This window comes from Amycolatopsis sp. NPDC004772, from assembly GCF_053601215.1.
Window position 1 is genome coordinate 1 of record NZ_JBSGBK010000048.1, and the last position, 22,611, is coordinate 22,611.

At 70.4% G+C, this 22,611-nt stretch carries 25 protein-coding genes; 6 read left to right on the top strand and 19 right to left on the bottom strand.

From position 1 onward, the window contains the following. Positions 1 to 98: 98 nt before the first annotated feature. On the bottom strand, positions 99 to 1,874 hold the full coding sequence (locus ACWEF6_RS25990; RefSeq protein ID WP_449685331.1) for a multicopper oxidase family protein: 1,776 nt from the start codon (positions 1,872 to 1,874) through the stop codon (positions 99 to 101). Between the two features lie 190 nt (positions 1,875 to 2,064). Here ACWEF6_RS25990 and ACWEF6_RS25995 point away from each other — a divergent pair, with 190 nt between their 5' ends. Both ACWEF6_RS25995 and ACWEF6_RS26000 read left to right on the top strand, forming a co-directional pair. Next, complete coding sequence (locus tag ACWEF6_RS25995) at positions 2,065 to 2,859, top strand: HAD-IIA family hydrolase (RefSeq protein WP_449685332.1); 795 nt, start codon at positions 2,065 to 2,067, stop codon at positions 2,857 to 2,859. Positions 2,860 to 2,896: 37 nt separating this feature from the next. Then, entirely contained in the window at positions 2,897 to 3,697 is an 801-nt protein-coding gene (locus ACWEF6_RS26000) for a metallophosphoesterase family protein (protein ID WP_449685333.1), read from the top strand. Here the strand turns inward: ACWEF6_RS26000 and ACWEF6_RS26005 are convergent. The 12 genes from ACWEF6_RS26005 to ACWEF6_RS26060 all read right to left on the bottom strand — a co-directional run bounded on the left by ACWEF6_RS26005 (position 3,694) and on the right by ACWEF6_RS26060 (position 13,060). Beyond that, on the bottom strand, positions 3,694 to 4,068 hold the full coding sequence (locus ACWEF6_RS26005; protein WP_310968715.1) for a YccF domain-containing protein: 375 nt from the start codon (positions 4,066 to 4,068) through the stop codon (positions 3,694 to 3,696). The two genes, ACWEF6_RS26000 and ACWEF6_RS26005, sit on opposite strands and share 4 nt — an antisense overlap. Continuing rightward, entirely contained in the window at positions 4,068 to 4,814 is a 747-nt protein-coding gene (locus ACWEF6_RS26010; protein WP_449685334.1) for a PhzF family phenazine biosynthesis protein, read from the bottom strand. Before ACWEF6_RS26010 ends, ACWEF6_RS26005 begins: the two co-directional genes overlap by 1 nt. A gap of 47 nt (positions 4,815 to 4,861) precedes the next feature. Then, the gene (locus ACWEF6_RS26015; RefSeq protein WP_449685335.1) at positions 4,862 to 6,271 is read right to left on the bottom strand and encodes a hypothetical protein; all 1,410 of its coding nucleotides are present in this window, start codon (positions 6,269 to 6,271) and stop codon (positions 4,862 to 4,864) included. Positions 6,272 to 6,285: 14 nt separating this feature from the next. Further along, positions 6,286 to 6,840 carry a DUF3558 family protein gene (locus ACWEF6_RS26020; RefSeq protein WP_449685336.1) on the bottom strand — a complete coding sequence of 185 codons (555 nt, stop codon included), beginning with the start codon at positions 6,838 to 6,840 and terminating at the stop codon, positions 6,286 to 6,288. After that, positions 6,840 to 7,334 carry a hypothetical protein gene (locus ACWEF6_RS26025; protein ID WP_449685337.1) on the bottom strand — a complete coding sequence of 165 codons (495 nt, stop codon included), beginning with the start codon at positions 7,332 to 7,334 and terminating at the stop codon, positions 6,840 to 6,842. The genes ACWEF6_RS26020 and ACWEF6_RS26025 overlap by 1 nt, the downstream gene beginning before the upstream one ends. A gap of 72 nt (positions 7,335 to 7,406) precedes the next feature. After that, positions 7,407 to 8,108 carry an ESX secretion-associated protein EspG gene (locus ACWEF6_RS26030; RefSeq protein WP_449685338.1) on the bottom strand — a complete coding sequence of 234 codons (702 nt, stop codon included), beginning with the start codon at positions 8,106 to 8,108 and terminating at the stop codon, positions 7,407 to 7,409. A gap of 23 nt (positions 8,109 to 8,131) precedes the next feature. Continuing rightward, positions 8,132 to 9,307 (bottom strand): helix-hairpin-helix domain-containing protein, encoded by a 1,176-nt coding sequence (locus ACWEF6_RS26035; RefSeq protein ID WP_449685339.1) that lies wholly within the window; start codon positions 9,305 to 9,307, stop codon positions 8,132 to 8,134. Further along, positions 9,304 to 9,747 carry a hypothetical protein gene (locus tag ACWEF6_RS26040; protein WP_449685340.1) on the bottom strand — a complete coding sequence of 148 codons (444 nt, stop codon included), beginning with the start codon at positions 9,745 to 9,747 and terminating at the stop codon, positions 9,304 to 9,306. The genes ACWEF6_RS26035 and ACWEF6_RS26040 overlap by 4 nt, the downstream gene beginning before the upstream one ends. Beyond that, positions 9,744 to 10,319: a 4Fe-4S single cluster domain-containing protein gene (locus tag ACWEF6_RS26045; RefSeq protein WP_449685341.1), complete on the bottom strand. Its 576-nt coding sequence runs from the start codon at positions 10,317 to 10,319 to the stop codon at positions 9,744 to 9,746. The genes ACWEF6_RS26040 and ACWEF6_RS26045 overlap by 4 nt, the downstream gene beginning before the upstream one ends. Continuing rightward, the gene (locus ACWEF6_RS26050) at positions 10,307 to 10,522 is read right to left on the bottom strand and encodes a DUF2997 domain-containing protein (RefSeq protein WP_176174579.1); all 216 of its coding nucleotides are present in this window, start codon (positions 10,520 to 10,522) and stop codon (positions 10,307 to 10,309) included. The genes ACWEF6_RS26045 and ACWEF6_RS26050 overlap by 13 nt, the downstream gene beginning before the upstream one ends. Continuing rightward, positions 10,519 to 12,123: an AAA family ATPase gene (locus tag ACWEF6_RS26055; RefSeq protein WP_449685342.1), complete on the bottom strand. Its 1,605-nt coding sequence runs from the start codon at positions 12,121 to 12,123 to the stop codon at positions 10,519 to 10,521. Before ACWEF6_RS26055 ends, ACWEF6_RS26050 begins: the two co-directional genes overlap by 4 nt. Before the next feature lie 37 nt (positions 12,124 to 12,160). Next, positions 12,161 to 13,060, bottom strand: coding sequence for a hypothetical protein (locus tag ACWEF6_RS26060; protein ID WP_449685343.1), 900 nt, complete (start codon positions 13,058 to 13,060; stop codon positions 12,161 to 12,163). A gap of 102 nt (positions 13,061 to 13,162) precedes the next feature. Between ACWEF6_RS26060 and ACWEF6_RS26065 the strand changes: the two genes are divergently transcribed. Together ACWEF6_RS26065 and ACWEF6_RS26070 are read left to right on the top strand one after the other, a co-directional pair. Next, positions 13,163 to 14,821, top strand: coding sequence for an AMP-binding protein (locus ACWEF6_RS26065; RefSeq protein ID WP_449685344.1), 1,659 nt, complete (start codon positions 13,163 to 13,165; stop codon positions 14,819 to 14,821). A 90-nt stretch (positions 14,822 to 14,911) separates the two neighbouring features. Next, positions 14,912 to 16,051: a hypothetical protein gene (locus ACWEF6_RS26070; protein ID WP_449685345.1), complete on the top strand. Its 1,140-nt coding sequence runs from the start codon at positions 14,912 to 14,914 to the stop codon at positions 16,049 to 16,051. Between the two features lie 154 nt (positions 16,052 to 16,205). Here the strand turns inward: ACWEF6_RS26070 and ACWEF6_RS26075 are convergent, their stop codons facing one another. Both ACWEF6_RS26075 and ACWEF6_RS26080 read right to left on the bottom strand, forming a co-directional pair. Beyond that, the gene (locus ACWEF6_RS26075) at positions 16,206 to 17,174 is read right to left on the bottom strand and encodes a R2-like ligand-binding oxidase (RefSeq protein WP_310968702.1); all 969 of its coding nucleotides are present in this window, start codon (positions 17,172 to 17,174) and stop codon (positions 16,206 to 16,208) included. Beyond that, complete coding sequence (locus tag ACWEF6_RS26080) at positions 17,171 to 17,770, bottom strand: TetR family transcriptional regulator (RefSeq protein ID WP_449685346.1); 600 nt, start codon at positions 17,768 to 17,770, stop codon at positions 17,171 to 17,173. Before ACWEF6_RS26080 ends, ACWEF6_RS26075 begins: the two co-directional genes overlap by 4 nt. A 95-nt stretch (positions 17,771 to 17,865) precedes the next feature. Between ACWEF6_RS26080 and ACWEF6_RS26085 the strand changes: the two genes are divergently transcribed. Continuing rightward, positions 17,866 to 18,483 carry an HAD family hydrolase gene (locus ACWEF6_RS26085; protein ID WP_449685347.1) on the top strand — a complete coding sequence of 206 codons (618 nt, stop codon included), beginning with the start codon at positions 17,866 to 17,868 and terminating at the stop codon, positions 18,481 to 18,483. A gap of 53 nt (positions 18,484 to 18,536) precedes the next feature. On the opposite strand, the gene ACWEF6_RS26090 is transcribed toward ACWEF6_RS26085, so the two are convergent. Next, entirely contained in the window at positions 18,537 to 18,770 is a 234-nt protein-coding gene (locus tag ACWEF6_RS26090) for a hypothetical protein (protein ID WP_449685348.1), read from the bottom strand. 131 nt (positions 18,771 to 18,901) lie between these two features. On the opposite strand from ACWEF6_RS26090, the gene ACWEF6_RS26095 reads away from it, so the two are divergent. Continuing rightward, complete coding sequence (locus tag ACWEF6_RS26095; RefSeq protein WP_013230216.1) at positions 18,902 to 19,288, top strand: cold-shock protein; 387 nt, start codon at positions 18,902 to 18,904, stop codon at positions 19,286 to 19,288. On the opposite strand, the gene ACWEF6_RS26100 is transcribed toward ACWEF6_RS26095, so the two are convergent. From ACWEF6_RS26100 to ACWEF6_RS26110, 3 genes are read right to left on the bottom strand one after another with little or no spacing between them, the layout of a single operon-like run. Then, positions 19,285 to 19,761 carry a DUF2771 family protein gene (locus tag ACWEF6_RS26100; RefSeq protein WP_449685349.1) on the bottom strand — a complete coding sequence of 159 codons (477 nt, stop codon included), beginning with the start codon at positions 19,759 to 19,761 and terminating at the stop codon, positions 19,285 to 19,287. The genes ACWEF6_RS26095 and ACWEF6_RS26100 overlap by 4 nt on opposite strands. An 11-nt stretch (positions 19,762 to 19,772) precedes the next feature. Next, the gene (locus ACWEF6_RS26105; RefSeq protein ID WP_449685350.1) at positions 19,773 to 21,752 is read right to left on the bottom strand and encodes an MFS transporter; all 1,980 of its coding nucleotides are present in this window, start codon (positions 21,750 to 21,752) and stop codon (positions 19,773 to 19,775) included. A gap of 50 nt (positions 21,753 to 21,802) precedes the next feature. After that, positions 21,803 to 22,570, bottom strand: coding sequence for a glutaminyl-peptide cyclotransferase (locus ACWEF6_RS26110; RefSeq protein ID WP_449685351.1), 768 nt, complete (start codon positions 22,568 to 22,570; stop codon positions 21,803 to 21,805). Between the last annotated feature and the right edge of the window lie 41 nt (positions 22,571 to 22,611).

Here is a 22,611-nt window from a genome sequence, read left to right on the forward strand (position 1 = left end):
AGCGCCCCAATGTGGCGTTGGGTGCGTCTGACGCACCCAATGTGGCGTTCGGTGCGTCAGATGCACCGAACGCCACATTGGGGCGCATGAGACGCGGGTCAGGCGGCGTCGTGGTGGTGGCCGCCGCCGGGGTGGACGTGGAACTTGGCCACCGCCGGCGGGTGCACGACGAACGGCCGCATCATGCCCTCGTCCTCGTGGTCGAGGATGTGGCAGTGGTACATGAACTCGCCGGTGCCACCGCCGAACTGCCCGGCGACGCTCACCCACTGGCCGGGGTTCACGATGATCGTGTCCTTCCAGCCCTCCTCGTACTTCTCCAGCGGGACGTCGGTGAAGCCGTCGATCGGCGCCGTCGTCCGCTCGCCGGCCTGGTCGAACGTCGTCGTGAAGCGCCGCCGGAACAGCACCTGGAACTCCGTCAGGTGGATGTGGATCGGGTGGGCCGGCCCGCCGTTCGCGACGTGCAGGATGTTCCACACCGCCCACCGGTCGTGGTCGATGAAGACGCCGGTGGTGTCGTCGAAGATCCGCCCCACCATCCGGAACGTCTTCAGGCCGCCGTTCGGGTCCTGGAGCTGGATGATCCCCTCGCCGCCCGGGTCCGTCTCGACCTGCTCGAGGTCCCACATCTCCGGGTGGCCCGCCTGGTTGAGCAGCAGCGCGACCCAGACGTGGTCGTGGTCCTCCGGCAGCGTCGTGCCGTGCTGCAGCCGGACGTACGACGTCGAGATCTTCTCCGGCAGCGTGAACGGGTCGTGCCGGGGCCGGCCGTCGACCCGGAACTCCATCAGGTCCGGCTCGACGCCGCCCAGCCGCGGGTCGGCGTTGCGCAACTTGAGCTTCCGCCCCGGGAAGCGGCTGAAGTCGATGAGGACGTCGAAGCGCTCGGCCGGGGCGACGGTCAGGCCGCCGGCCGGCAGCGGCGCCGGTGCGGGCAGCAGGCCGCCGTCGGTGCCGATCAGGCGGACGGCGTCGTTGACCGGGTTGTTGTTCTCGTCGACCAGGTTCAGCGTGTAGAACCGCGAGTTGGCCGCGTTGAGCAGCCGGAAGCGGTACCACCGCGGGTCGACGTCCAGGTGCGGCCAGATCACGCCGTTGACCAGGTTGAACGGGCCCGAGAACGGGATCGCCGGGCCGCCGGGGATGACCGGGAACTTGTAGAGCAGCTGCCCGGTGAGCGCGCCGGTCGCCGGGTCGGTGTCGAGGTTCCGGTCGGTGAGGATCAGCGGGATCTCGCGGTCGCCGTGCGGCAGGCCGAGCTCGTCCTCCTCGTCGTCGCGGATGAGGTACAGCCCGGCCAGGCCCGTGTGGACGGTGAAGCGCGTGATCGCCATGGCGTGGTCGTGGTACCAGAGCGGCATCGCCGGCTGGCGGTTCTGGTACTCGGCCAGCTGGGACGTCCCTGCGAGGCCGGCGTTGTGCGCCCAGCCGTCGTTGCCGGCGTTGGTGCGCGCGCCGTGGAGGTGGACGACCGTCCACGCGGGCAGGTCGGCGACGCCCTCGACGATCGAATAGCCCTCCTTGTCCAGTTCGCGGCCCGGACGGCTGGTCGGCGCGCTCGCCAACGGGCCCTGAACGGCGACGAGCGGGAACGCGCCGTCGATTTCGTTCGACCACGAAATCCGCAGCTGCCGGCCGCTGCGCACTTCGATCGTCGGACCCGGGAAATGTCCCGCGTACGTCCACAACGTACTTTCGGGCAATTCCGAGTGCAGCCGCTGCCGCTTGGTGACCATCGGAATGGTGATCGTTTCCCGGCCGCGTGGCCGGAACACGGGTGGAATGCGGAGCGGGTCGAGGAACTTGGTGAGTCCCCAGTTCGGCTCGGTGATCGGCCCGGCCGCCGCCGGGCGCTCGATGATTTCGGTCATGATTCTCCCCCTTCGGTGCGGGGGCAGGAAGAATTGCGCGGCGGCGCGCACGCCGTCGACGTCGAAAAGTATTCCCCCGAACCCCCTCGGTGACCGGCAACGCGACTCCCCTCGCGATACCGGTAATTCCAACTGTAGCCCTTTTCGGTGTATCACGCAGGTGTCTCGCGCGCGTGATAGGTTTCGCGCCATGAGCGAACGCCGGTGGACGTACCTCTCCGACATGGACGGCGTCCTGGTGAAGGAGGAGCACCTCGTCCCGGGGGCCGACGAGTTCCTCGCCGAGCTGAAGGCGAACGGCATCGACTTCCTGGTGCTGACGAACAACTCGATCTACACCCCGCGCGACCTGCGGGCGCGGCTGGAGCGCACCGGGCTCGACATCCCCGAGGAGTCGATCTGGACCTCGGCGCTGGCGACCGCGAAGTTCCTCTCGTCGCAGCGGCCGAACGGCTCGGCGTACGTCATCGGCGAAGCGGGCCTCACCACGGCGCTGCACGAGGTCGGGTACGTGCTGACCGAGCGCGACCCCGACTACGTCGTGCTGGGCGAGACCCGCACGTACAGCTTCAGCGCCATCACGCGCGCGATCCGGCTGATCGAGGGTGGCGCGAAGTTCATCGCGACCAACCCCGACGCGACCGGCCCCAGCCTGGAGGGCTCGATGCCGGCCACCGGGTCCGTCGCGGCGCTGATCGAGAAGGCCACCGGCCGCTCGCCGTACTACGTCGGCAAGCCGAACCCGCTGATGATGCGCTCGGCGCTGCGGCGGCTGGGCGCGCACTCGGAGTCGACGCTGATGATCGGCGACCGGATGGACACCGACGTGCACTCGGGCATCGAGGCCGGTCTGCAGACCATCCTGGTGCTCACCGGCATATCCACCCCGGAGTCGGCCGAACGCTATCCGTACCGGCCGACCATGGTGATCGACTCGATCGCCGACCTGATCGGGCGAACTCAGGATCCGTTCGGCGAAGGCTGACCGTGAGGCGGCTGGCCACAGGGCATATCGTCAGCGGATGAGCAAGTCGACGTACGTCGTCGGCGACGTCCACGGCCACCGGGACGAACTCGCCGACGCGCTGAGATCCGAAGGCCTGGTCGACGAAGAGGACCACTGGTCCGGCGGCGAGGCCCAGTTGTGGTTCCTCGGCGACTTCGTCGACCGCGGGCCGGACGGCGTCGGAGCGATCGACCTGGTCATGCGGCTCGAAGCGGAGGCGGCCGAGGCCGGCGGCCAGGTCCAGACGCTGCTGGGCAACCACGAGATCCTCGCGCTGGGGATGTACCACTTCGGCGACGAGCCGGTGCCGTCGGACTTCGGCCCGCGCAGCTTCGCCCGCAGCTGGGAGATCAACGGCGGCCTGCTGTCGGACCAGGACCGGCTGACCCCCGAGCACATCGAGTGGCTGACCGCGCGCCCGCTGGCCGCCGTCGCCGCCGACCACCTGCTGCTGCACTCGGACACGCTGGAGTACCTCGACTGGGGCTCGTCGATCGACGAGATCAACGAGGCGGCTCGCGACATCCTCGAGGGCAGCGACATCGAGGCCTGGTGGGACGTCTGGCGCCGGATGACGACGCGCTACGCCTTCCGCGGCCCGGACGGCGAGGAAAACGCCCAGAAGCTGATGGACGCCCTCGGCGGCACGCGGATCGTGCACGGGCACAGCGTCATCGCCGACCAGCTGGGCATCCACCCGACCCAGATCGAGGGCCCGTTCCTGTACGCGGGCGGCAAGGCGCTGGGCGTCGACGGCGGCCTGTTCGTCGGCGGGCCGTGCCTGGTGGTCGAGCTGCCGTTCTCGCCGGAGTCCTAGGCGATCTCGACGATCTCCTTGCCGAGCGGCACGAGCGACACCGGGATCAGCTTGAAGTTCGCGATGCCGAGCGGGATGCCGACGATCGTGATGCAGAGCGCGATGCCGGTGAAGACGTGCCCGAGCGCCAGCCACCACCCGGCGAAGACGAACCAGACGACGTTCCCGACGCACGAGGCGGCGCCGGCGTCCCGCCGGTCGACGATCGTGCGGCCGAACGGCCAGAAGGCGTAGCGCGCGATCCGGAACGACGCCAGCCCGAACGGGATGGTGACGATCAGGATGCAGCAGATGACGCCGGCGATCAGGTAGCCGACGGCCATCCAGAAGCCGCACAGGACGAGCCAGATGATGTTCAGCAGCGTGCGCATCAGACGTGCAGCTCCCCGCTCAGGACGGTGACGGCCTGGCCGGCGAGGTGGACGCGGTCGCCGTCCTGGCGGGTTCTCACGATGCCGCCGCGGCTCGATGCCTGCTCACCGGTCAGTTCTTTGTTGCCGAGCCGCTCGGACCAGTAGGGCGAGAGGATGCAGTGCGCGGAGCCGGTGACGGGGTCCTCGTCGATGCCGACGCCGGGGGCGAAGAAGCGGCTCACGTAGTCCGTTTCGTCGCCTTGCGCGGTCACCAGGAGCCGTCCGGTCCAGGTGTCCTTGAGGTTGCCGAGGTCGGGTTCGAGGGCGCGGACCGTTTCGGCGTCTTTCACGACGGCGAAGAGGTTCTCGACGCCGCGGCCGGTGTACTGGATCTCGATGCCGGGCAGGATTGCGGACAGGTCGTCGTCGGTGGGGTGCGGCGGGTCGGAGGGGAAGTCCAGCTCGACCCAGCCGTTTTCGGCTTTGGCGCGCAGCTCGCCGCTTTTGGTGACGTAAGTCTGTTCCCCGCCGAGAACGTGCGTGACGGCGAGGGTGGCGTGCCCGCAGAGGGCCACTTCGACGGCGGGGGTGAACCACCGGAGCGACTTCGTCTTTCTGACGAAGAAAGCGGTCTCGGCGTGCTTCATCTCGGCGGCGACGGCCTGCATCCAGGCGGGGTCGGCCGGCTCGTCCAGCAGGACGACCCCGGCGGAGTTCCCGGAGAAGGCGCGATCGGTGAAGGCGTCGACGATGAAGAAGCGCATGTCACCAATGTAGCCGGGCTATTTCGGGTTTCCCTCGGGTCTGTCCCTTAGGTGGTCTCCCCGATGGTCGGCTTCACGACCTTTTCGCCATCGGGCCCGCGCTCCGGCTTGAGGTCGAAGACCTCGTCGTCGACGGCGTACTTGTTCTTGTGTTCTTTGTCGTCTTCCTTCTTTTTCCCGGCCGCCCCCGGAGCGGCGGCCCCGGTGCCGCCTTTGCCCTTGGCCGCGGCGGCCGCGGTCGCCCCGCGCTCGAGCCGTTCGCCGGTCTTGCTGCCGGTTTTGGCGCCTTCTTTGGCGCTGTCTGAGCTGCCGGGGCTGCCGGCGCTCCCGGACACGCGCGACCCGGCGAACCCGGAGCCGGCCCGCCCGGTGCTCTTACCGCGGACGGTGTCCCCGCTGGTCGTCGAGCCACCACCGGCGGTGGTCCCGGGCAGGGCGAGCCCATCGGGCGTCACCCGGCCGAAGGTGCCGGCCGCGGGGGCGGCGCGGAAGTTGGTGTTGCCGCTGAAGGTGCCGGTGCCGCTGCTGGCCCCCGGGGGGACGTAGGTGGGCGGTGTGGTGGGTGCCGGGCCGCCCGGCGCTCCTGGGACTCCTGCCCCGCCTGTGCCGGCCGGTCCGCCGGGGACGAAGGTGCCGGTGGTCCCGCCGGTCCCGCCGCCGATGGTGGGGGTGCCGGTGAAGCCGGTGCTGCCGGTGCCGTGAAACCCGCTGACCGAGGTGGAGTCCCCTTGCCCGAGCTGAGGAGGCGGGGTGTAGGTCGGCTGGGTACTGGCGGTCTCGTGGTAGGTGGAGTCAAGGCCTTGCAGGACTTGAACGGCTTGCTGATGAGCGGCATCGGCCTGCTGCTGCTTGGCCTGGATGCCGACCATCGTCGTGTTCATCCCGATGAGGTTGCCGGATTCGTACTGCTGCCGGGCCTTGTCCATTTCGGCTTGCTGGTCGAACCCGGTGGGCTCGGGCATGTTGGTCTTGGCGTAGTGAGCCGCCGCCGACTGCTGCGAGTAGTGGTTGGAGACCAGCTGCATGGCGTTGCCGGTCTGTTCGGTGTGACCGGCGGTGCTCTGGAAGAAGGTGTTCGCCTGCTCGGCCGCGGGCCCTTGCCAAGAACCCCCGGCGGCGGTCGCCGCATCGCGGAACTGGTTGGAGGCATCGGCCAGCCAGTTGCCGTAGACATTGGCCACCCGGCTGCGGTCGTTGATGCCTTCGATGTCGAGGTCCTTGTGGACCATGTCGTAGAGCACTTCGTGGGGGCTGTTCGCGTAGTTCTCACCGGGTGCCGGGGAGTCGCCGCGCAGGTTCTGGCCCTCCTGCAGGAGTTTTCCCTGCGCGACCGAGTAGTTCGACGCGGCCTTCTCGGTCAGGTGCTGGCCTTCGGCGTCGCCCTGGAGCTTCTGTGCGGTTTCCGCGTAGTAGTCACCCTCGGACTGGCGATGCTGCGCCCGGTGCGGCTGACTCATGGCTGGACTCCGTCTCAGTTCTTCGGCAGTAGCGGTTCGACCTTCGCAGCGACGTCTTCGACCTGCTTGCATGCGCTCGCGGTATCAAGATCCGAGCTGAGCACCAGCAGAGCCCGAGAATTCTGCTTCACCTGGAAGCGAATCGAACATTGGCCCGAGGAGTGCTGCGGCTCTTGCTCCTCGATTGCGGGGCGCCCGTTGACTTTCCCCTCGCTGGCCTGGCCTGGGTTGTTCACATTGTCCCTGTAGTTCCCGCCGGGTTGGAGGACCAGCGCGACATCCACGGACTGGACGTTGCCGGACGTGGGCTTCTTGGTGCCGCAGCCGTTTTTGGAGTCCGCGAGCGTCGGAGTGGCCGGAGGGAAGCCCTGCTCCGCGAGAACCTGGTCGAGAATGGCGCAGGGACTGAGGCCCGCGAACGGATTGTCCGGGTCGCCGGTCGCGGGCGTGGTCGTTCCCGCTGCCTGCGAGCTCGGAGCGGCCTGACCTCCGACCTCGCTCGTACAGCCCGCGAGGCCTCCGGCGAGAGCCGCAATGGCAAGAACTATCGTAATGCCTCGCGCGGTCACTACTCCTGCAGCCCCTTGTTCATTTGGGCGAACGTCATGCTGTGCGCTTCCTCGGTTTCGCGGTAATTCTTGCGAGCGATGATCATGGCTTCGCGCGCTTGCTGGACACCGTCACGCATCTTGATGAGATTGGGGATCAGCGACTCTTCGTCGCCGTTCGCCACCTTCACGTTGAACTCCGCCACGGCCTTGGCGTACTCGCCGCCCCCCATCTGAGCCGGGTTGGCCAGGACGAATACCTCGCGGATCATGCTGTTGTAACCGTCGAGGAAGAAGTCGCAGGCTTTCATGTACGCCTGGAAACCCTCTTCATTCACCGCGAACTGGCCGCCTTCGGCGAGGGACTTCAGGTGGTGACCGCCTTCGCTTACCCGCTGGGCCGCTTCCGAGTCCGCCGGTCCCTCGAGCAGGCCTGACAGGAAGTTCGCCCCGGCGTCGCCGGCTGCCGGTGGGGGTGTGAACGACCCCGGTGCGCCGAACTGCGAACCGCCCATGACGCCCTCCCCGTCGTCCAAGGACCACCCTGCGTGGTCCCTCCGCACTGTACTAGTGACGAACCGGCGGTGTCAGTGGTTCCGGCCACGGTCGAGGAGCCAGCTCCGCAGGTGAGAACCATCCGAAGGGGTGAATCGCACGCGGGTTTCGTCGCCCGGGAGCGGCTCGTTGAACATGACGAACCGGCCGGCGTCGTTGTCGATGAACGTGGCTGCGCCGATCGGGTGAAGTGCGCCCTGGCCCTGGCGGGCCGACAGCTCGAACGTGCCGTAGCGGTGCAGGGGCCAGGACGAAAACTCAGCCGCCGCGGCGGCGTCTTCACGGGTGCCCGGCGCGACGAATGCCAGCTCCGCCAGCGGCACCGGCCGGTAGCTCGGCAGCATGCCGACCACCAGGTCGACCAGCCTGTCCGGCCGCGTCTGCGCGAACAGGATCTCCTCACCCGCCAACTCCGAAAACACCCCCAGGCCGTGGCCGATCGTTGCTCGGTAGAACACCTGGCGGGCGTCTGTCACCTCGGCCGCGCGGACGATGATCAGGACCTCCGGCTGGGTCCACGCCCGGAGTGTCTGCTCGACCTCGATGTCCAGTTTCTCCGCGCCCGCCAGGCCGCGCTCCCTCATCGCGTCCCACGCTGCGGCCAGGATGCGCTCGTTCTCCTCCAGCGTGTGGCCCGGGCTGCGGATCTCGAACGGGTGCCAGTTCGCCGGGAGGCTCGTGCGCCGGACCGCGGCGGCGACCTCCGTCAAGCCCAGCGAGAATTCCTCCGGCACGTCCGCGAGCGTAGCGGAACTCCTCAGATGTCGAGCTGACGAACGCCCGTCTCGCGGAACGTCACCCGGCCGGCCGTCGCCCGTCCGCGGAGGCGGACTATTTCGTGTGGCTGCAAGCCGATCGCCACTCCGAACGCCTCCACGGTCGGGAAGCCGCCCTGCCGCCGGCGCAGCTCCAGCGCCGAAGCCACGCGCTCCGGAGTCAAGCCCGGCAGGCCCGCCAGCTCCGGCTCCGCGGCCACGTTCACATCCACCAACGGAGCCGGAGGAGGCGCCAACGGCAGCTCATACGCCTCGAGGACGTCGTTCTGCCGCAGGTCCCGCGTCCCCAGCCCCACCGTGAACACCCGCGACCCCGCCGACGACGGAACCGCGATCCCGTCCCGTGCCAGCGAAAGCACCGGCAGCCCCGAAGCGATGACCGTGTGCCGCTCGTTGAACGTCGTCCCGATCGGGCGCAGCACCCGGACGCCGACCCCCACCGTGAACGCCGCGCTCCGCCCCTCCGGCACCTCGACCGCCGCCACCAGTGCGCCGGTGCCGAGTTCGGTCACGCCGTGCACCACCGCCGTCCCCGCTCGCTGCTCCCCGGCGTCACCGGCCGGGAACGCCGTCAGCGTGTCGCCGGCCAACGGTGGTACGTCGCACTGGAAGCCCAGCAACACCGTCGCCGGCCGGCCCGGCCGCAGCTCCTCGAGCGGCCCCGCCGGCCCGAACAGCCCGAGCACCCGCATCGGCTGGCCGCCGCGCGACGAAGCACACAACGCACCGAACCGCAGGACGCCCTCCCGGACGGCCACCTGCGCGTGGAACCCCGTCAGCGGCTCGAAAGCCGGCGCCACCACCGTCGCCACGCCCTCCGGGTGGCTCAGGTCCGGCCCGACGACGTCGTCCGTGTACAGCTCCAGCGCGTCGCCGTTGCCGAGGTCCCGCCGCCCGACGGCGACGAACACGTCCTTCAGGAACCCGGCGTCCGTCACCGGCTCGACTTCGCTGGAGAAGAACTTCTTCCGCACCATGATCCCCAGGCGCAGGTTGTCCTCCAGCACCCGGTCGGCGCGCACCAGCCGCGCGCGGGCGCCGCGGACCGCGCGCCCCGTGCTCACCTGGCCGCCGGGCAGCTCGCCGAGACCGGGGACGGTGACCGAGTCGTGGATCGCCTTGCCGAACTCGATCAGCCCGACCCTGGTCTCGGTCACGACGTGGCGGCCAGCGTGACGCTGATCGACTGGTCGGCGTTGACCCGCTCGGACTCGACGCGCATCCCCGCCTGCCCCGCCCGCTCCTTCAGCCGGGCCAGGACCGCCCGCTGCACTTCGGCCGCGTACGCCTCGTCGACCGACAACACCAGCCGCGACGCTTCCGCAGGCACCAGGCCAGGCCCGTCGACGTGCGCTACCTGGACGCCTTCGGGGCCGTAGCCGAACGTGATCCGCCGCCCTTCCCAGGCGGCGACGACGGACGTGCCGTCGTCGGTCACCTGGGCTCGAAGCCCGGCCAAAGCGCGCGCCAGCAGATCGCGGTGCCGCATCCGGGTCCGTACAGTGACGACCCCCGGCCGCGCCTGCGCGTGCGCGGCGATCGTGGCGGCGTCGAGCTGGGCCAGTGCCTCACTGCGCAGCTTGAGCGTGACACTCATCGGCGTTCCCCTTCGAGCAGCGCTTCGAGTACTTCGGTGGTGGCGAACCCGTTCAGCTCGATCGCGCCGTCCGGGGCGATCGTCAGTTCCAGGCGGTTCGGAGTGCTGAAGATCGACTCGTCGTAGCGGTCGGTCAGGAAGTGGAACCGCTGGTTCGCCGAGCCCGCCCACGGCCGGGACGGCTCCGGCCGGTCCGCCAGGAACGGCCCGTCCACCAGCAGATCCGTCGAGTCCAGCAGCAGCGACGGCGGCAGGTCCTCCAGGACGTGCCCGGTGAACGTCATCACCGACAACCCCTCGGCCCGGACCGCCGCGGCGAAGTGACCCAGCGGCTCGGCCTGGTCGAACGGTTCACCGCCAAGCAGCGTGACGCCTTCGATCCCCGAGACAGCCAGCACCCGGGCGGCCAACTCCGGCCACGGCAAGGAAAACCCGCCGCGGGTCGTCCACGTCTGCGGGTTGAAACACCCCGGGCAGCGCACCGAACACCCTTGCGTCCACACGGCACACCGCGCCCCCGGGCCTTCGGCGAGGGTGACGTCGACGATCCGGTGCAGGTTCAGGAGTTCCATTGCGACTGCTGCTGCGAAGCGGTGTCTTCCACCGAAGCGGACGTGCGCCGGTAGTCCTCGGTGAATTCCGACGTCTCGGTCTCCGCGCCGAGCAGGTCCTCCAGCAGCGGGATGTAGTCCAGGCACTTCGACCCGGTCACGCCGTGGGTCTCGGCGCTGATCGAGCCGTCCTTGCCGATCGTCACGGTCACGCGGTGCGTCATACGTCGATCGTCCTCCCACTCGGTGACGCCGGTGGCGGCGCGACGGGCTCGGGATCGCCGGTGTCCGTGGCGGCCACGGCCCTGGTCTCCGCCCAGTTCCGGATGGCCAGGATCTCGTCGGCCTGGGTGACCGACAGGGGCACGGTCGACTTCACCGCCCGCACGAGGTCGTCCCGGCGCAGCGGCCGCTTCTCGGCGAACGCGTCGACCAACCCGGACAGCACGGCCTGCTCGATCTCGGCGCCGCTGTAGCCCGTGCTGACGTCGGCGAGCTCGGCGAACAGCGCGTCGTCGAGCCCCAGTTCGCTGCCCACGAACGGATCCGTGACGCGCTTGCGCAGGTGGATCCGCCAGATCGCGGCGCGCTCGAGCGCCGAAGGCAGGTCGACGAAGAAGATCTCGTCGAACCGGCCCTTGCGCAGGAACTCCGGCGGCAGCGAGCCGACCTGGTTCGCCGTCGCCATCACGAACACCGGCGCCGACTTCTCCTGCATCCAGGACAGGAACGTGCCGAACACGCGCCGCGCGGTGCCGCCGTCACCGCCGCCGCCCGCGCCGGCGAGGCCCTTCTCGATCTCGTCGACCCAGAGCACGCACGGCGCGATCCCTTCCGCGGTGCGGATGACCGTGCGGATGTTCTTCTCGCTCGACCCCACGAGCCCGGCGAAGACGCGCCCGAGGTCCAGGCGCAGCAACGGCAGCCGCCACATGTTCGCGACGCACACCGCGGACAGGCTCTTGCCGCAGCCGGGGACGCCGGTGAGCAGCAGGCCCTTCGGCGCCGCGAGGTTGTACGCCGACGCGGCGGGCGTCCACGTGCCGGTGCGCTTGGTCAGCCAGCGCTTGAGCCGGTCGAGGCCGCCGACGGCGTCGAAACTCGTTTCCGCCGGCACGATGTCGAGCATCCCGGACCGCCGCACGGCCTGGCGCTTCTCGGCGAGGATCAGCTCCAGGTCGCTCGGGTCCAGCCCGCCGCCTTCGACCAGGGCCCTGGCGAACGCGTTTTCGGCCTCGGGCAGGGTGAGGCCGCGCGCGGCGGCGACGATCATGTCCCGGTCGTCGCGGTCGATGCTGATCCGGACGTTCTGCCGGTGCGCGGCGACCATGCTGTCCAGCAGCTCGCCGATCTGGCGCTGGTCGGGCAGCGGGAAGTCGACGACGGTCGCGTCGTGCTCCAGTTCCGGCGGCACGGGCAGCGACGGCGACACGAGGATCAGGCTCAGCGGCACCGGCCGGGTCTTGAACGCGGCCGCGAGTTCCCGCAACCGCCGCACGACCTCGGGATCGGGCCGGTGCCCGCCTTCGGACACCAGCGACGGGTGCAGGTCGGCGAACACGAAGACGGCGGGCTCACCCCAGCCGTAGACGCGCTCGAGCGCGGCGGCCGCGGTGCGCGTCTCGCTGATCGGCGGGCCGCCCGCGGGGGCCAGCCCGGTGGTGGACGACCAGACGTAGACGCGCCGCGGGGTCCGCAGCCGGTGGGCGTCTTCCGCGACCGCGCGGATCTCCCGCAGCACCCGCTGCTCTTCGTGCGTCTCGACGACGAGCAGCGGGTAGCGCGCCTGCAGCAGCTGGGTCAATTCGTCGCGGAACCCGGCCATCGATCGCCCCCTCGAATTCCGTTCGGACCCTACCAACTCACGCGCCGACGACGAGGATTTCGTACGTCGGGCTGGTGGGCGGGTAGCCGCTGTAGATGTGGGAGTTGACGACGGCGAGGTGGTTGCCGATCTTGATCGCCGAAACCGGCTGGTCGAACAGCGGATCGGTGATCGTGCCTGTGGCCGCGCCGTGGCCCAGGTCGCCGTCGAGACACCAACGGGTGATCTTGTCGTCGAGCTGCACGGCCCAGAGCCGGTTCCCTTCGAGCACGAGACTGACGACGCTGGGCGCGTTCACGCCCGCGATCTCCGTGCTGACCCCGGTGCGCGGATCGATCTTGTACACCTTGCCGGGAATCGTGGCGGCCACGAGCAGGGTGTCGCCGGACGGCGTGGCGATGATGTCGTTCATGAAGAAGTCGCCGGGGGAGCCGCCCGCGCCCGGCCCGCTCAGCGGCAGGGTGCGCGGGGTGCCGAGCCGTCCGGCCACGAACGGCACGAAGAACAGCTGCGGGTGGTAGGAGTCGGTGAACCACGCGCCCTGCGGGGTCACCACCACGTCGTTGACGTAGGACGTCTGCGGGTCGCCGAAGGTGTAGTCCGCGACCTTCGCCTTGGTGCGGACGTCGTAGACGTAGGCCTTGCCGCCGGCCGCGCCGGCGACGAACAGCAGGTCGTGGCGCCGGTCGAAGTCCACTCCGGCCGCCATGGTGCCCGGTGGCGCCTCGATGAAGCGCTCGGCCGTGCCGCGCCGGACGTCCTCGCGGAAGATCGTGCCGGCGATGAGGTCGCCGGTGTAGTAGGTGCCGCCGCCGGCGGCGGTGATCCCTTCCGCGGACGTGGCGCCGGGCAGCACGATCACCTTCGTCGCCGCCGACGCCGGGGCGGCCACCGCCAGCAGCAGGAAAGCGGACACCAGAGCCAGGATTCTTCGCATCGGTTCCCTCCCTCTTCCCAGGAGGATCCTGCCACCGTGGTGGCCGACTGGGCACCTGATTCCTAGACTCGGCCCCAGTCACCGCCGACTTCAGGAGGCACCATGCCTGACGCGCCCGCCTTGCCGAGCTACGCCTCGGGGACCTCCGAAGTCCCGCTGCTCGGGGACACCATCGGCGACAACTTCGACCGGACGGTGGCCGCGTTCGGGGACCGGGACGCCCTCGTCGACCGGGCCGCGGGCCGGCGGTGGACCTACCGGGAACTGGCCGCCGAAGTGGCCGCGCTGGCGCTCGGGCTGGTCGCGCAGGGCATCGGCAAGGGCGACCGGGTCGGGATCTGGTCGCCGAACCGGGCGGAGTGGACGTTCCTCCAGTACGCGACGGCGAAGATCGGCGCCATCCTGGTCAACATCAACCCGGCCTACCGCGCGCACGAACTCGAGTACGTCCTCAACCAGGCCGGCATCCGGCTGCTCGTGGCTTCGGACAAGTTCAAGACGTCGGACTACCCCGCGATGGCCGAGGAGGTGGGCGGGAAGTGCGCGGCCCTCGAACAGGTCGTCATCCTCGGCGGCGGGGACTGGGACGCGCTGCTGGACGCCGGCCGCGGCGGTGACCCGGCGCAGCTGGCGCACCTGCAGGCCGGGCTGTCGGCCGACGACCCGATCAACATCCAGTACACGTCCGGGACCACGGGCTTCCCCAAGGGCGCCACGCTGTCCCACCACAACATCCTGAACAACGGCTACTTCGTCGGCGAGCTCTGCAACTACACCGAAGCGGACAAGGTCTGCATCCCGGTGCCCTTCTACCACTGCTTCGGCATGGTGATGGGCAACCTGGCCTGCACCAGCCACGGCGCCTGCATGGTCATCCCGGCCCCCGCGTTCGACCCGGAGGCCACCCTCGAAGCGGTCGCGGCCGAGCGGTGCACGTCGCTCTACGGCGTGCCGACGATGTTCATCGCCGAGCTGAACCACCCGGACTTCGGGAGCTTCGACCTGTCCAGCCTGCGCACCGGGATCATGGCCGGCTCGCCCTGCCCGGTCGAGGTGATGAAGCAGGTCATCGACCGGATGGGGATGGCTGAGGTGTCCATCTGCTACGGCATGACCGAGACGTCCCCGGTGTCCACGCAGACCCGCGCGGACGACTCGATCGAGCGTCGCGTGTCGACGGTCGGGCGGGTCGGGCCGCACCTGGAGGTCAAGGTCGTCGACCCGGAAACCGGCCTGACGGTTCCGCGCGGCGAGCCGGGCGAACTGTGCACGCGCGGCTATTCGGTGATGCTCGGGTACTGGGAGCAGCCGGACAAGACGGCCGAAGCGATCGACGCGGCCCGCTGGATGCACACCGGCGACCTGGCGGTGATGGACGGCGACAGCTACCTCAACATCACCGGCCGCATCAAGGACATGGTCATCCGCGGCGGCGAGAACCTGTACCCGCGCGAGATCGAGGAGTTCCTCTACACGCACCCGGACATCCTGGACGCGCAGGTGATCGGCGTCCCGGACGAGAAGTACGGCGAAGAGCTGATGGCCTGGGTCCGGATGCGTGAAGGTGCGGAACCGCTGACGGCGGAGAAGGTACGCGAGTTCTGCAGCGGCAAGCTGGCGCACTACAAGGTCCCGCGGTACGTGCACGTCGTCGAGGAGTTCCCGATGACGGTGACCGGGAAGGTCCGCAAGGTCGAGATGCGGGAGAAGTCGATCAGCCTGCTCGGCCTGGAGAACGCGGCCGCCACGAAACACGCCTAAACCGACCGGGGCAGCCGGGCGTTGCTCCTTCACGGCGGAGGGAGCGCTTCCGACACGGGAGCGACGGGAACTGCCGGCGGAGGGGGAGTCGTGCTGTCCTGCCTGAAGAAACCGATCACCGTGGGGACGCTGCTCGCGGCGGCCGCGCTGGGCCTGCCGGGCGTGGCGGCCGCGGCCGACGTCGCGCCGGTCGACCTGGGCACCCTGCCGGGCGACGCGTTCAGCACCGTGGCCGCGATCAACGCCACCGGCACCATGGTCGGCGAGTCGCTTCCGTATGACGTGCGCATGCGCTTCCACCCGGTGAAGTGGGACAGCCAGGGCCGGATCAGCGCCCTGCCGACGCTGGGCGGCGAACAGGGCCGGGCGGTCGCGGTCGACGACGCCGGGGTGGCCGTGGGCTGGGCCCAGGACGCGAGCGGTGAGGAGCACGCGGTCCGCTGGGCCCCGGACGGCTCCGTCACCGCGCTGCCGTGGGCCGGGGCCTCCGAAGCGAGAGCCATCAGCCGGACCGGCGTGGTCGCCGGCAGCGGCAGCACCCCGCAGGGGACGTACGTCGCGCTGCGCTGGGCCCCGGACGGCTCGGTCACCCAGCTCGCTTCGCTGCCCGGCGGCGGGCAGGGCGTCGTCACCGGGATCACCGCGGACGGCTCGCTGATCAGCGGAAGCGCCTCGGATTCCGCCGGCAATGAGCACGCGGTCCGCTGGACGGCCACCGGCGCGATCACCGACCTCTCGCCGGGCAACGTGGGCAACCCGGGCGCCACGGCGGCCGCGATCAACGACTTCGGCGTGATCGCCGGGAGCGTCACCGAGGCGGGCTCGCGGGTCCCGGTGGCCTGGAAGCGGGACGGGCAGCGGGTCCGGCTCGACTGGCCGGCGGCTCCGGCCTCCGCGACGCCGCGCGCGATCAACCGCGCCGGGGTGGTCGTGGGCAACGGGTCCGTCGACTTCGCCCAGGACCGGGCGGTGCGCTGGAGCGCGCGCGGGGCCACCGTGCTGGAGCCCACCCGGCGGTCCGAGGCGGTGGCGCTCAACGACTCCGGCACGGCCGTCGGCAACGTCGAATCGGTGGCGGCCCGCTGGGCCGCGGACGGCACGGAAACGATCCTCGGCGCCTTGCCCGGCGGTGGCTACAGCTGGGCGACCGGGATCTCCGCCGACGGGACGATCATTGGCCGGTCCGACCTGTCCTTCGGCTGGCACGCCGTCTACTGGCCGGCGAGCTGACGGATCCGCGAAGCGCGGGTAAACCGCGCCGGGCGGCCAGGCGTGTTCCTGCGCGATTCCACGGAAGGAGGTGTCCGATGATCATCCTCAGCTGGGACTGGTGAAGATCCGGGTGGGGTACCTCGGTCGAGGTGCCCCACCCGCCGGGGCGTCCTCAGCCCACCGCGGCAGCGGCTTCCGCGATCGCCTTCGCGTCCTCTTCGCCGAAGGTTTCTTCGAGCTGCTCCGGCGAATAGTCGACGTCGATCTGCTCCACCGGCATCCCGCGCGCCGACTCGATCGCGCCCAGCCGTCGCTGCGCCCGGTCGGCCGCGTACTGGATGATCTCCTGCGGGTCGTTGTCGAACGGGATCTCCTCGAACTGGTCCTGCACCCACTGGATCATGTTGAGCGCGTGCGGGAGCAGCTCGCCCATCCGCTGCTGCACCGCGTCCCACAGCGAGTCGTCCGCGGCGACGTGCCGCCGGCAGGTGAAGGTGCCCCAGGCCATGTGACGGCGCTCGTCGTCGCCGATGCGGCGGACCAGTTCCTGCATGCCCGGCAGGATGTCGTGCTGGGTGCAGATCAGCTGCCACGAGTAGTAGCCGGTGAGCGCCAGGCTGCCCTCGATGACGTGGTTGTAAGTGACGCTCGCGCGGATCTGGTTGAGCGGGCTGGGATCGTCCTCCAGCGCCCGCAGCGACTGCGGCAGCTCTTCGTAGAACAGCTTGCGGTAGTGCGGGTTCTCGGCGACGAACGGGTGGAGGTCCTGGGTCAGCCCGACGGCGTCCATCCAGCGCCGGAACACCTCCGTGTGCTTGGCTTCCTCGAAGCAGAACTGCGTCAGGTACATCTCGTCGCCGAACCGGCCGGTCGCCGACATCGCCCGCATGAACGGCTGGATGTCCTCGGTGACGGCCTCTTCGCCGGCGATGAACTGCGCGACCAGGTACGTCGTGCTGCGTTTCTGCTCGTCGTTGAGCGTGTCCCAGCCTTCGCGTTCGCGGCTGAAGTCGATGTCGGCCGGGTTCCAGAACTTCTTGTTGCCCTTGACGAACAGCCGCAGCGGGAAGGAATCCCAGTTCAGCCCGCCCTTGCGCAGTGAGGAAAAGCCGGTCCGGAGCTCCGGGAGCGTGTCGGTCATCGTTTCACTCCATTGTGGACGAATTGGCGGATGGCGGGTTCCAGGACCGCGGTGACGGCGTCGGCCGCCTCGGCCGCCGAGTGCGTGGAGAGCACCAGGTGGGACAGGGAAAGCCGGACGACGGTCTCCGCGAGCAGGGCCGCGGCTCCCGCGGAGAGCTCGGGTTCGAACTCGCGGTACTGCTCGGCGGCGAGGTCCGCGGCCGCGGTGAGGATCGGCTCGCCCCTGGTGGTGAGCAGCGGCAGCAGGTCTTCGCCGGCTTCGGTGCCGAGCGCCGCCGCGACCAGGCGGTTCTCCCGCGCGTGCTCGATCGTGTAGACGACGGCGTGGTGGATGCCCGCCAGGAGCCCGTCCGCCGTTTCGAACCGCTGCCGGATCCCGTCGAGGAACTCCGACGCGGTGCGCAGCGCCACCGCCTGGGTCAGCGCCGCCTTGTTCCCGAACTCGTTGTAGACCGTCTGCCTGCTCACGCCGGCTTTCGCCGCGACGTCGGCCATCCGCAGGCCCGCGTGACCGCGGTCCGGCAGCAGGTCGGCGGCGGCGTCGAGCAGCGCCTCCCGCAGGGACGCCTTCGTCCGTTCGGTGAAGCTGGTCACACCCTCACCTTGACACAGATCACTCCACTGTCAAGGTGCTGTACATGATCGGCTTACGTGTAAAACTGTCGGTGGTGCCCAGTACCGTGTGGATCGTGGGCATCACCGTGGGGTTCGACCTCGACATGACACTGATCGACGCCCGGCCGGGCATGGCCGCGGCGATGAACGCGCTGGGCGCCGAATCCGGCCTGCCGCTGGACGGCGAGGCGTTCGCGGCCAACCTCGGGCCGCCGCTCGACGACATCCTGCGCGGCTTCGAAGCGCCCGAGGAACGCATCCCGGGGCTCGTCGACCGGTTCCGCGCGATGTACCCGGAAGTGGTCGTGCCGAGTGCGGTCGCGCTGCCGGGCGCGGCCGAGTCACTCCGCGCGGTGCACGCCGCGGGCGGGCGCACGCTGGTCGTCACCGGGAAGTACGGGCCCAACGCACAGTTGCACGTGGACGCGCTCGGGCTCGAAGTCGACGAAGTGATCGGCGAGCTGTGGTCGACGCAGAAGGCCGAAGCGCTCCTCGCCCACGACGCCCGGGTGTATGTCGGAGATCACGCGGGCGACATCCGGGGTGCCCTCGCGGCCAACGCGATCGCGGTGGGTGTCACCACCGGGCCGTGTGATCGCACGCTGCTGCTGAGCGAAGGAGCGGAGGTGGTGTTCGAGTCGCTGACGGAGTTCCCGGACTGGTTCGAGAAGACCTTCGCGGCGGTGCCCTAGTCCATCCATGCCCCCGCCACCGCCCTCAACGGAGCAGCGGAGCTGCGCTGTGTCTACTTGGCGCGCGCCTCGATCACCAGGGCGATCAGGCCGAGGAGCAGGCCCAGCGGCGTGATGACCCCGGCGGCGACCGACAACCAGATCGGCAGGTTCTCCAGGCCGGCGGCGAACATGATGAACACCGCCAGCACGGCGAGCATGCCGAGGCCGAACAGCCCGATGCCGACGCGCATCAGGAACGGTTTGCCGCGAGCGGCCACGGCGGCCTCCTTCGTCGTGGTCTTCATGAGGCATGAGGGTATCCGCCGGTATCGACTTCTCCCCAGGGCCTGTGGCGAGATACCCTTTACCCAGCGCGCCCTGGGTACGCCCCGGGCGCGTTCGTCGTGAGCGGACAGCAGAAGGACTGGTGAGGGAAGTGCCGACCGGCAAGGTCAAGTGGTACGACGCGGAGAAGGGGTTCGGGTTCGTCACGCAGGACGGTGGCGCCGACGTCTACATTCGCAAGGCCGCGCTGCCGCAGGGCGTCGAGGGGCTCAAGGCCGGACAGCGGCTGGAGTTCGGCGTCGCCGACGGCCGCCGCGGGCCGCAGGCGCTCTCCGTCCGGCTGCTCGACCCGCCGCCGTCCGTCGCCGAAGCGCGCCGCCGCCCGGCCGAGGAGCTGCACGGCCTGATCGAGGACATGATCAAGCTCCTGGAGCTGAAGGTGCAGCCGGACCTGCGGCGCAACCGTTACCCGGACCGCAAGCACACCAAGCAGATCGCCGAAATCATGCGCGCGGTCGCCCGGGACATCGACCCCTAAGCCTCCAGCCGGAGACCCCAGACGTCGCTGGGCAGCAGGCCCGATTCACCGGTGCTCGAGTTGAGCACGGCGGTGTACTTCTGCACGTCCACCGCCGAAATGCGGTCGGCGGGGGTCGGGGGTGTCACGGTGTAGGCGTAGCGGTCCAGCGACGTGAACGGGATCGGATCGCTCTGCTTGTACTCGCCCTGCGGGGTGACGTACTCGTAGACGATCTGCCACGGCGCGTCCGCGACCTCGCCGGGCACCGAGATCTGCACCGGCTTGCCCGGGCGGACCTTGAGCGTCTGCGTGTCGCCCGTGGCGCTGCACGGCTGCGCGAGCTGCCGGGAGTAGTCGCACGAAAGCACCGGCGTCGTGTTGATCGTGTGGCCGTCGGCGTAGAAGGTGACCTCGGCCGGGCCGGGCGCCGAGCAGCCGGCCGCCGCGAACCCACCGGCCGCAAGCAGGGCCACCACCCGGGAACGTCGCATGGGCCCAGACCCTACCGGCGGGCCGTCGGGTCCCGGGGCAGGCCCTGGGCCGGGAAGCTGCCGGTCGGCTCGGGGCGCAGCGGCCGGTCGCCGCCGAGGCCCGGCACGAGCGACCCGCCGCGGCGCACCAGGTACGTCTGGGCCAGGCCGACCGCCAGCAGGATGCTGATCACCAGGAAGCCGATCCAGTACGTCGGCGGCAGCAGCAGGCCGACCGCCCCGCCGAGGCACCAGGCGAGCTGCAGCACGGTTTCCGAGCGGCCGAACGCCGACGCGCGCGACTCCTCGGGCAGGTCTTCTTGAATGACGGCGTCGAGGCTGATCTTCGCCAGCGCGCTGGCCGTCGCGCCGATCAGGCCGACGATCGCGGCCGTGGCCAGGCCGGGCAGGAGCGTCGCGACCAGCGCGGCCAGCACGCAGCCCGCCACGCAGCCGACGATCACCTGGTCGGGGCTGCCGAAGTGCAGGCGCGAACCCAGCGCGTTGCCGAGGAACCCGCCGGCGCCCGCCGCGGCGCCGATCACGCCGAGCAGCAGCAGCTGCATGAACGGCGTCTGCCCGCTGCCCTCGGTCTGCGCCTTCACCGCGAACGCGGCGAACATCATGAGGAAGCCGGTGAGCACGCGCACCGAGCCGTTGCCCCAGAGCGCGACGACGATGTGGCGCCCCAGCGGCTGACGGCGCTTCTTCTCCTTCGGGTGCGCCGACAGGGACGTCGGCACCTCGCCCTCGGTCGCCTCCACCCAGGCCGGGATCCGCATCGACTGGACGGCCGCGGCGACGCAGATCAGCGCGGTGAACCACAGCGCGCCCGCCGAGCCGGTGATCGCGTTGACGCCGCTGGCCAGCGCGCCGAACACACCCGCGGCGACCAGGCCGAACGTGGTCAGCCGGGCGTTCGTCTTGGAGAGCGTGATCTCCGACGGCAGCACCCGCGGGGTGACCGCGGCCTTGAGCACGGTGAACGACTTCGACAGCACCATCATCCCGAGCGCGGCCGGGTAGAGCAGCCAGTCGTCGAAGTGCAGCGCCATCACGACGGCCATCAGGCCCTGGCCGATCGAGGAGGCGCACATCGCCAGCCGCCGGCCGCGCTGCACCTTGTCGAGCGCGGGCCCGATCACCGGCGCGACCAGCGCGAACGGCGCGATCGTGATGAGCAGGTAGAGCGCGACCTTGCCCTTGCTCTCGCCGCTGGTCGCGGCGAAGAAGAGCGTGTTGGCCAGCGCGATCGCCATGGCGGCGTCGCTGGCGTAGTTCAGCATCACGGCGTAGGTCAGCGAGGTGAGGCCGGACTTCTCGGCGCCGTCGGCCTTCGTCGCGCGCTGGAAGGCGTCGACGGCCTGGCCGGTCAGCTGCCGGCTGCGCATCGCCGCCACCCGCGTGACGGTGATCTTCTTCGGGAGCTTCGGCGTGCCGCCCGGCGTGCGTGGCTCTTCCCGCGGCGGCGGGGGCCCCGGCTCCGGGGGCCGCGGTTCGCCCGCGTAGCCGCCGGTGTCGTAGTGCTCGTACTCACCGCTGCCAGGGTGGCGTTCGCCCTGGTAGAAGCCACCGGGCGGTTCGCGGCGCACGGGCTCGGTGCGGTGCGGGTCGTAGGGCCGGGCCCCACGCGGGGGCGGCCGGTGACCGGTCGGCGCGGCGGCGGTCGGCGCTTCGTCGGCGTTGGGCACCCGGCCGTCGTGGAACCCGGCGCGCGGCGGCACCCGGGTGGGCGGCGGGTTGCCCTGTTCCACGGGCCGCTGGACGCGGGTGGGCGGCGGATTGCCGTGGTCCACGGGCTGCTGGACGCGGGTTGGCGGCGGGTTGCCGTGCTCGACGGGCCGCTGGACGCGGGTGGGGGGCGGCGGGCTGCCGTGCTCGGCGCGCGGCGCGGCGGCGTCCCGCCAGGACCGGGCCCGCGCGGCGCCCGGTTCCGGCGTCCAGCGCCGCTTGGACTTCCGGCCGCGCTGCTGCGAGCCGGAGCCGTCGGAGCGGGAGCCGAAGAGTGCCACGTGTCAATCCTGCCTTACTGGGGGTCGGTTCCGCCTGCTCATCCGTGCTTTCACACCGGAGCCGGGACGAACCTCACCCGGAACGTGGTCGGCCACTGCTTCCCGGTGAGCAGGAAATCGCCGGTGCCCGGGACGGCGGCGATCCCGTTGAGCACGTCTTCGGCGCCGGTCGCGTTCACCTTCGCACGCAGCTGACCTGCGTCGATCGTCGCGGTGACGCGCCCGGTGGCGGCGTCGATCCGCAGCACGGTGTCGGTGTGCCAAACGTTTGCGTAGACGTCCCCGCCCACGCATTCGAGCTCGTTGAGCTGGTCGCGCCCGACGTCGACGCTCCCGGTGACGGCGAAGGTCTTCGGGTCCCGGAAGGTGAGCTGCGCGGAGCCGTTGCTCATGACCAGGCGGCCGTCGGCTTGGTGGCACAGGCCCCAGCCTTCACCCTGGAAGGGGACCCGCCGCAGCTCGGCGAGGGTGGTGGCGTCGCGTTCGATGGCGACGCCGTCCTGCCAGGTGAGTTGCCACAGCGTCGGCCCGAGGACGGTGACGCCCTCGCCGAACATCGGCGACGGCAGCGTGGCGGTGGTCCGTGGCGGCCCGCCGGCGGGGCCCGCGGTGAGCGCGGACTTCCCGGCGAGCCCGGTGCTCTCGTACAGCGTGTCCCCGGCGAACTCGAAGCCTTCGGTGAAGGCGGCGGGATCGTGCGGCAGGGTCGCGACGATCTGGACGGTGAGCCGTTCCGGCCCGGGTTCTTGCGCCGGAGCACTGGCGCAGCCACCGAGGGCGGCGGCCAGCAGCAGGACGGTGACGATCGGCGTGCGCACGATGAACAGCCTGGCACGGGCGCCGCGGATGCGTGCGGCAC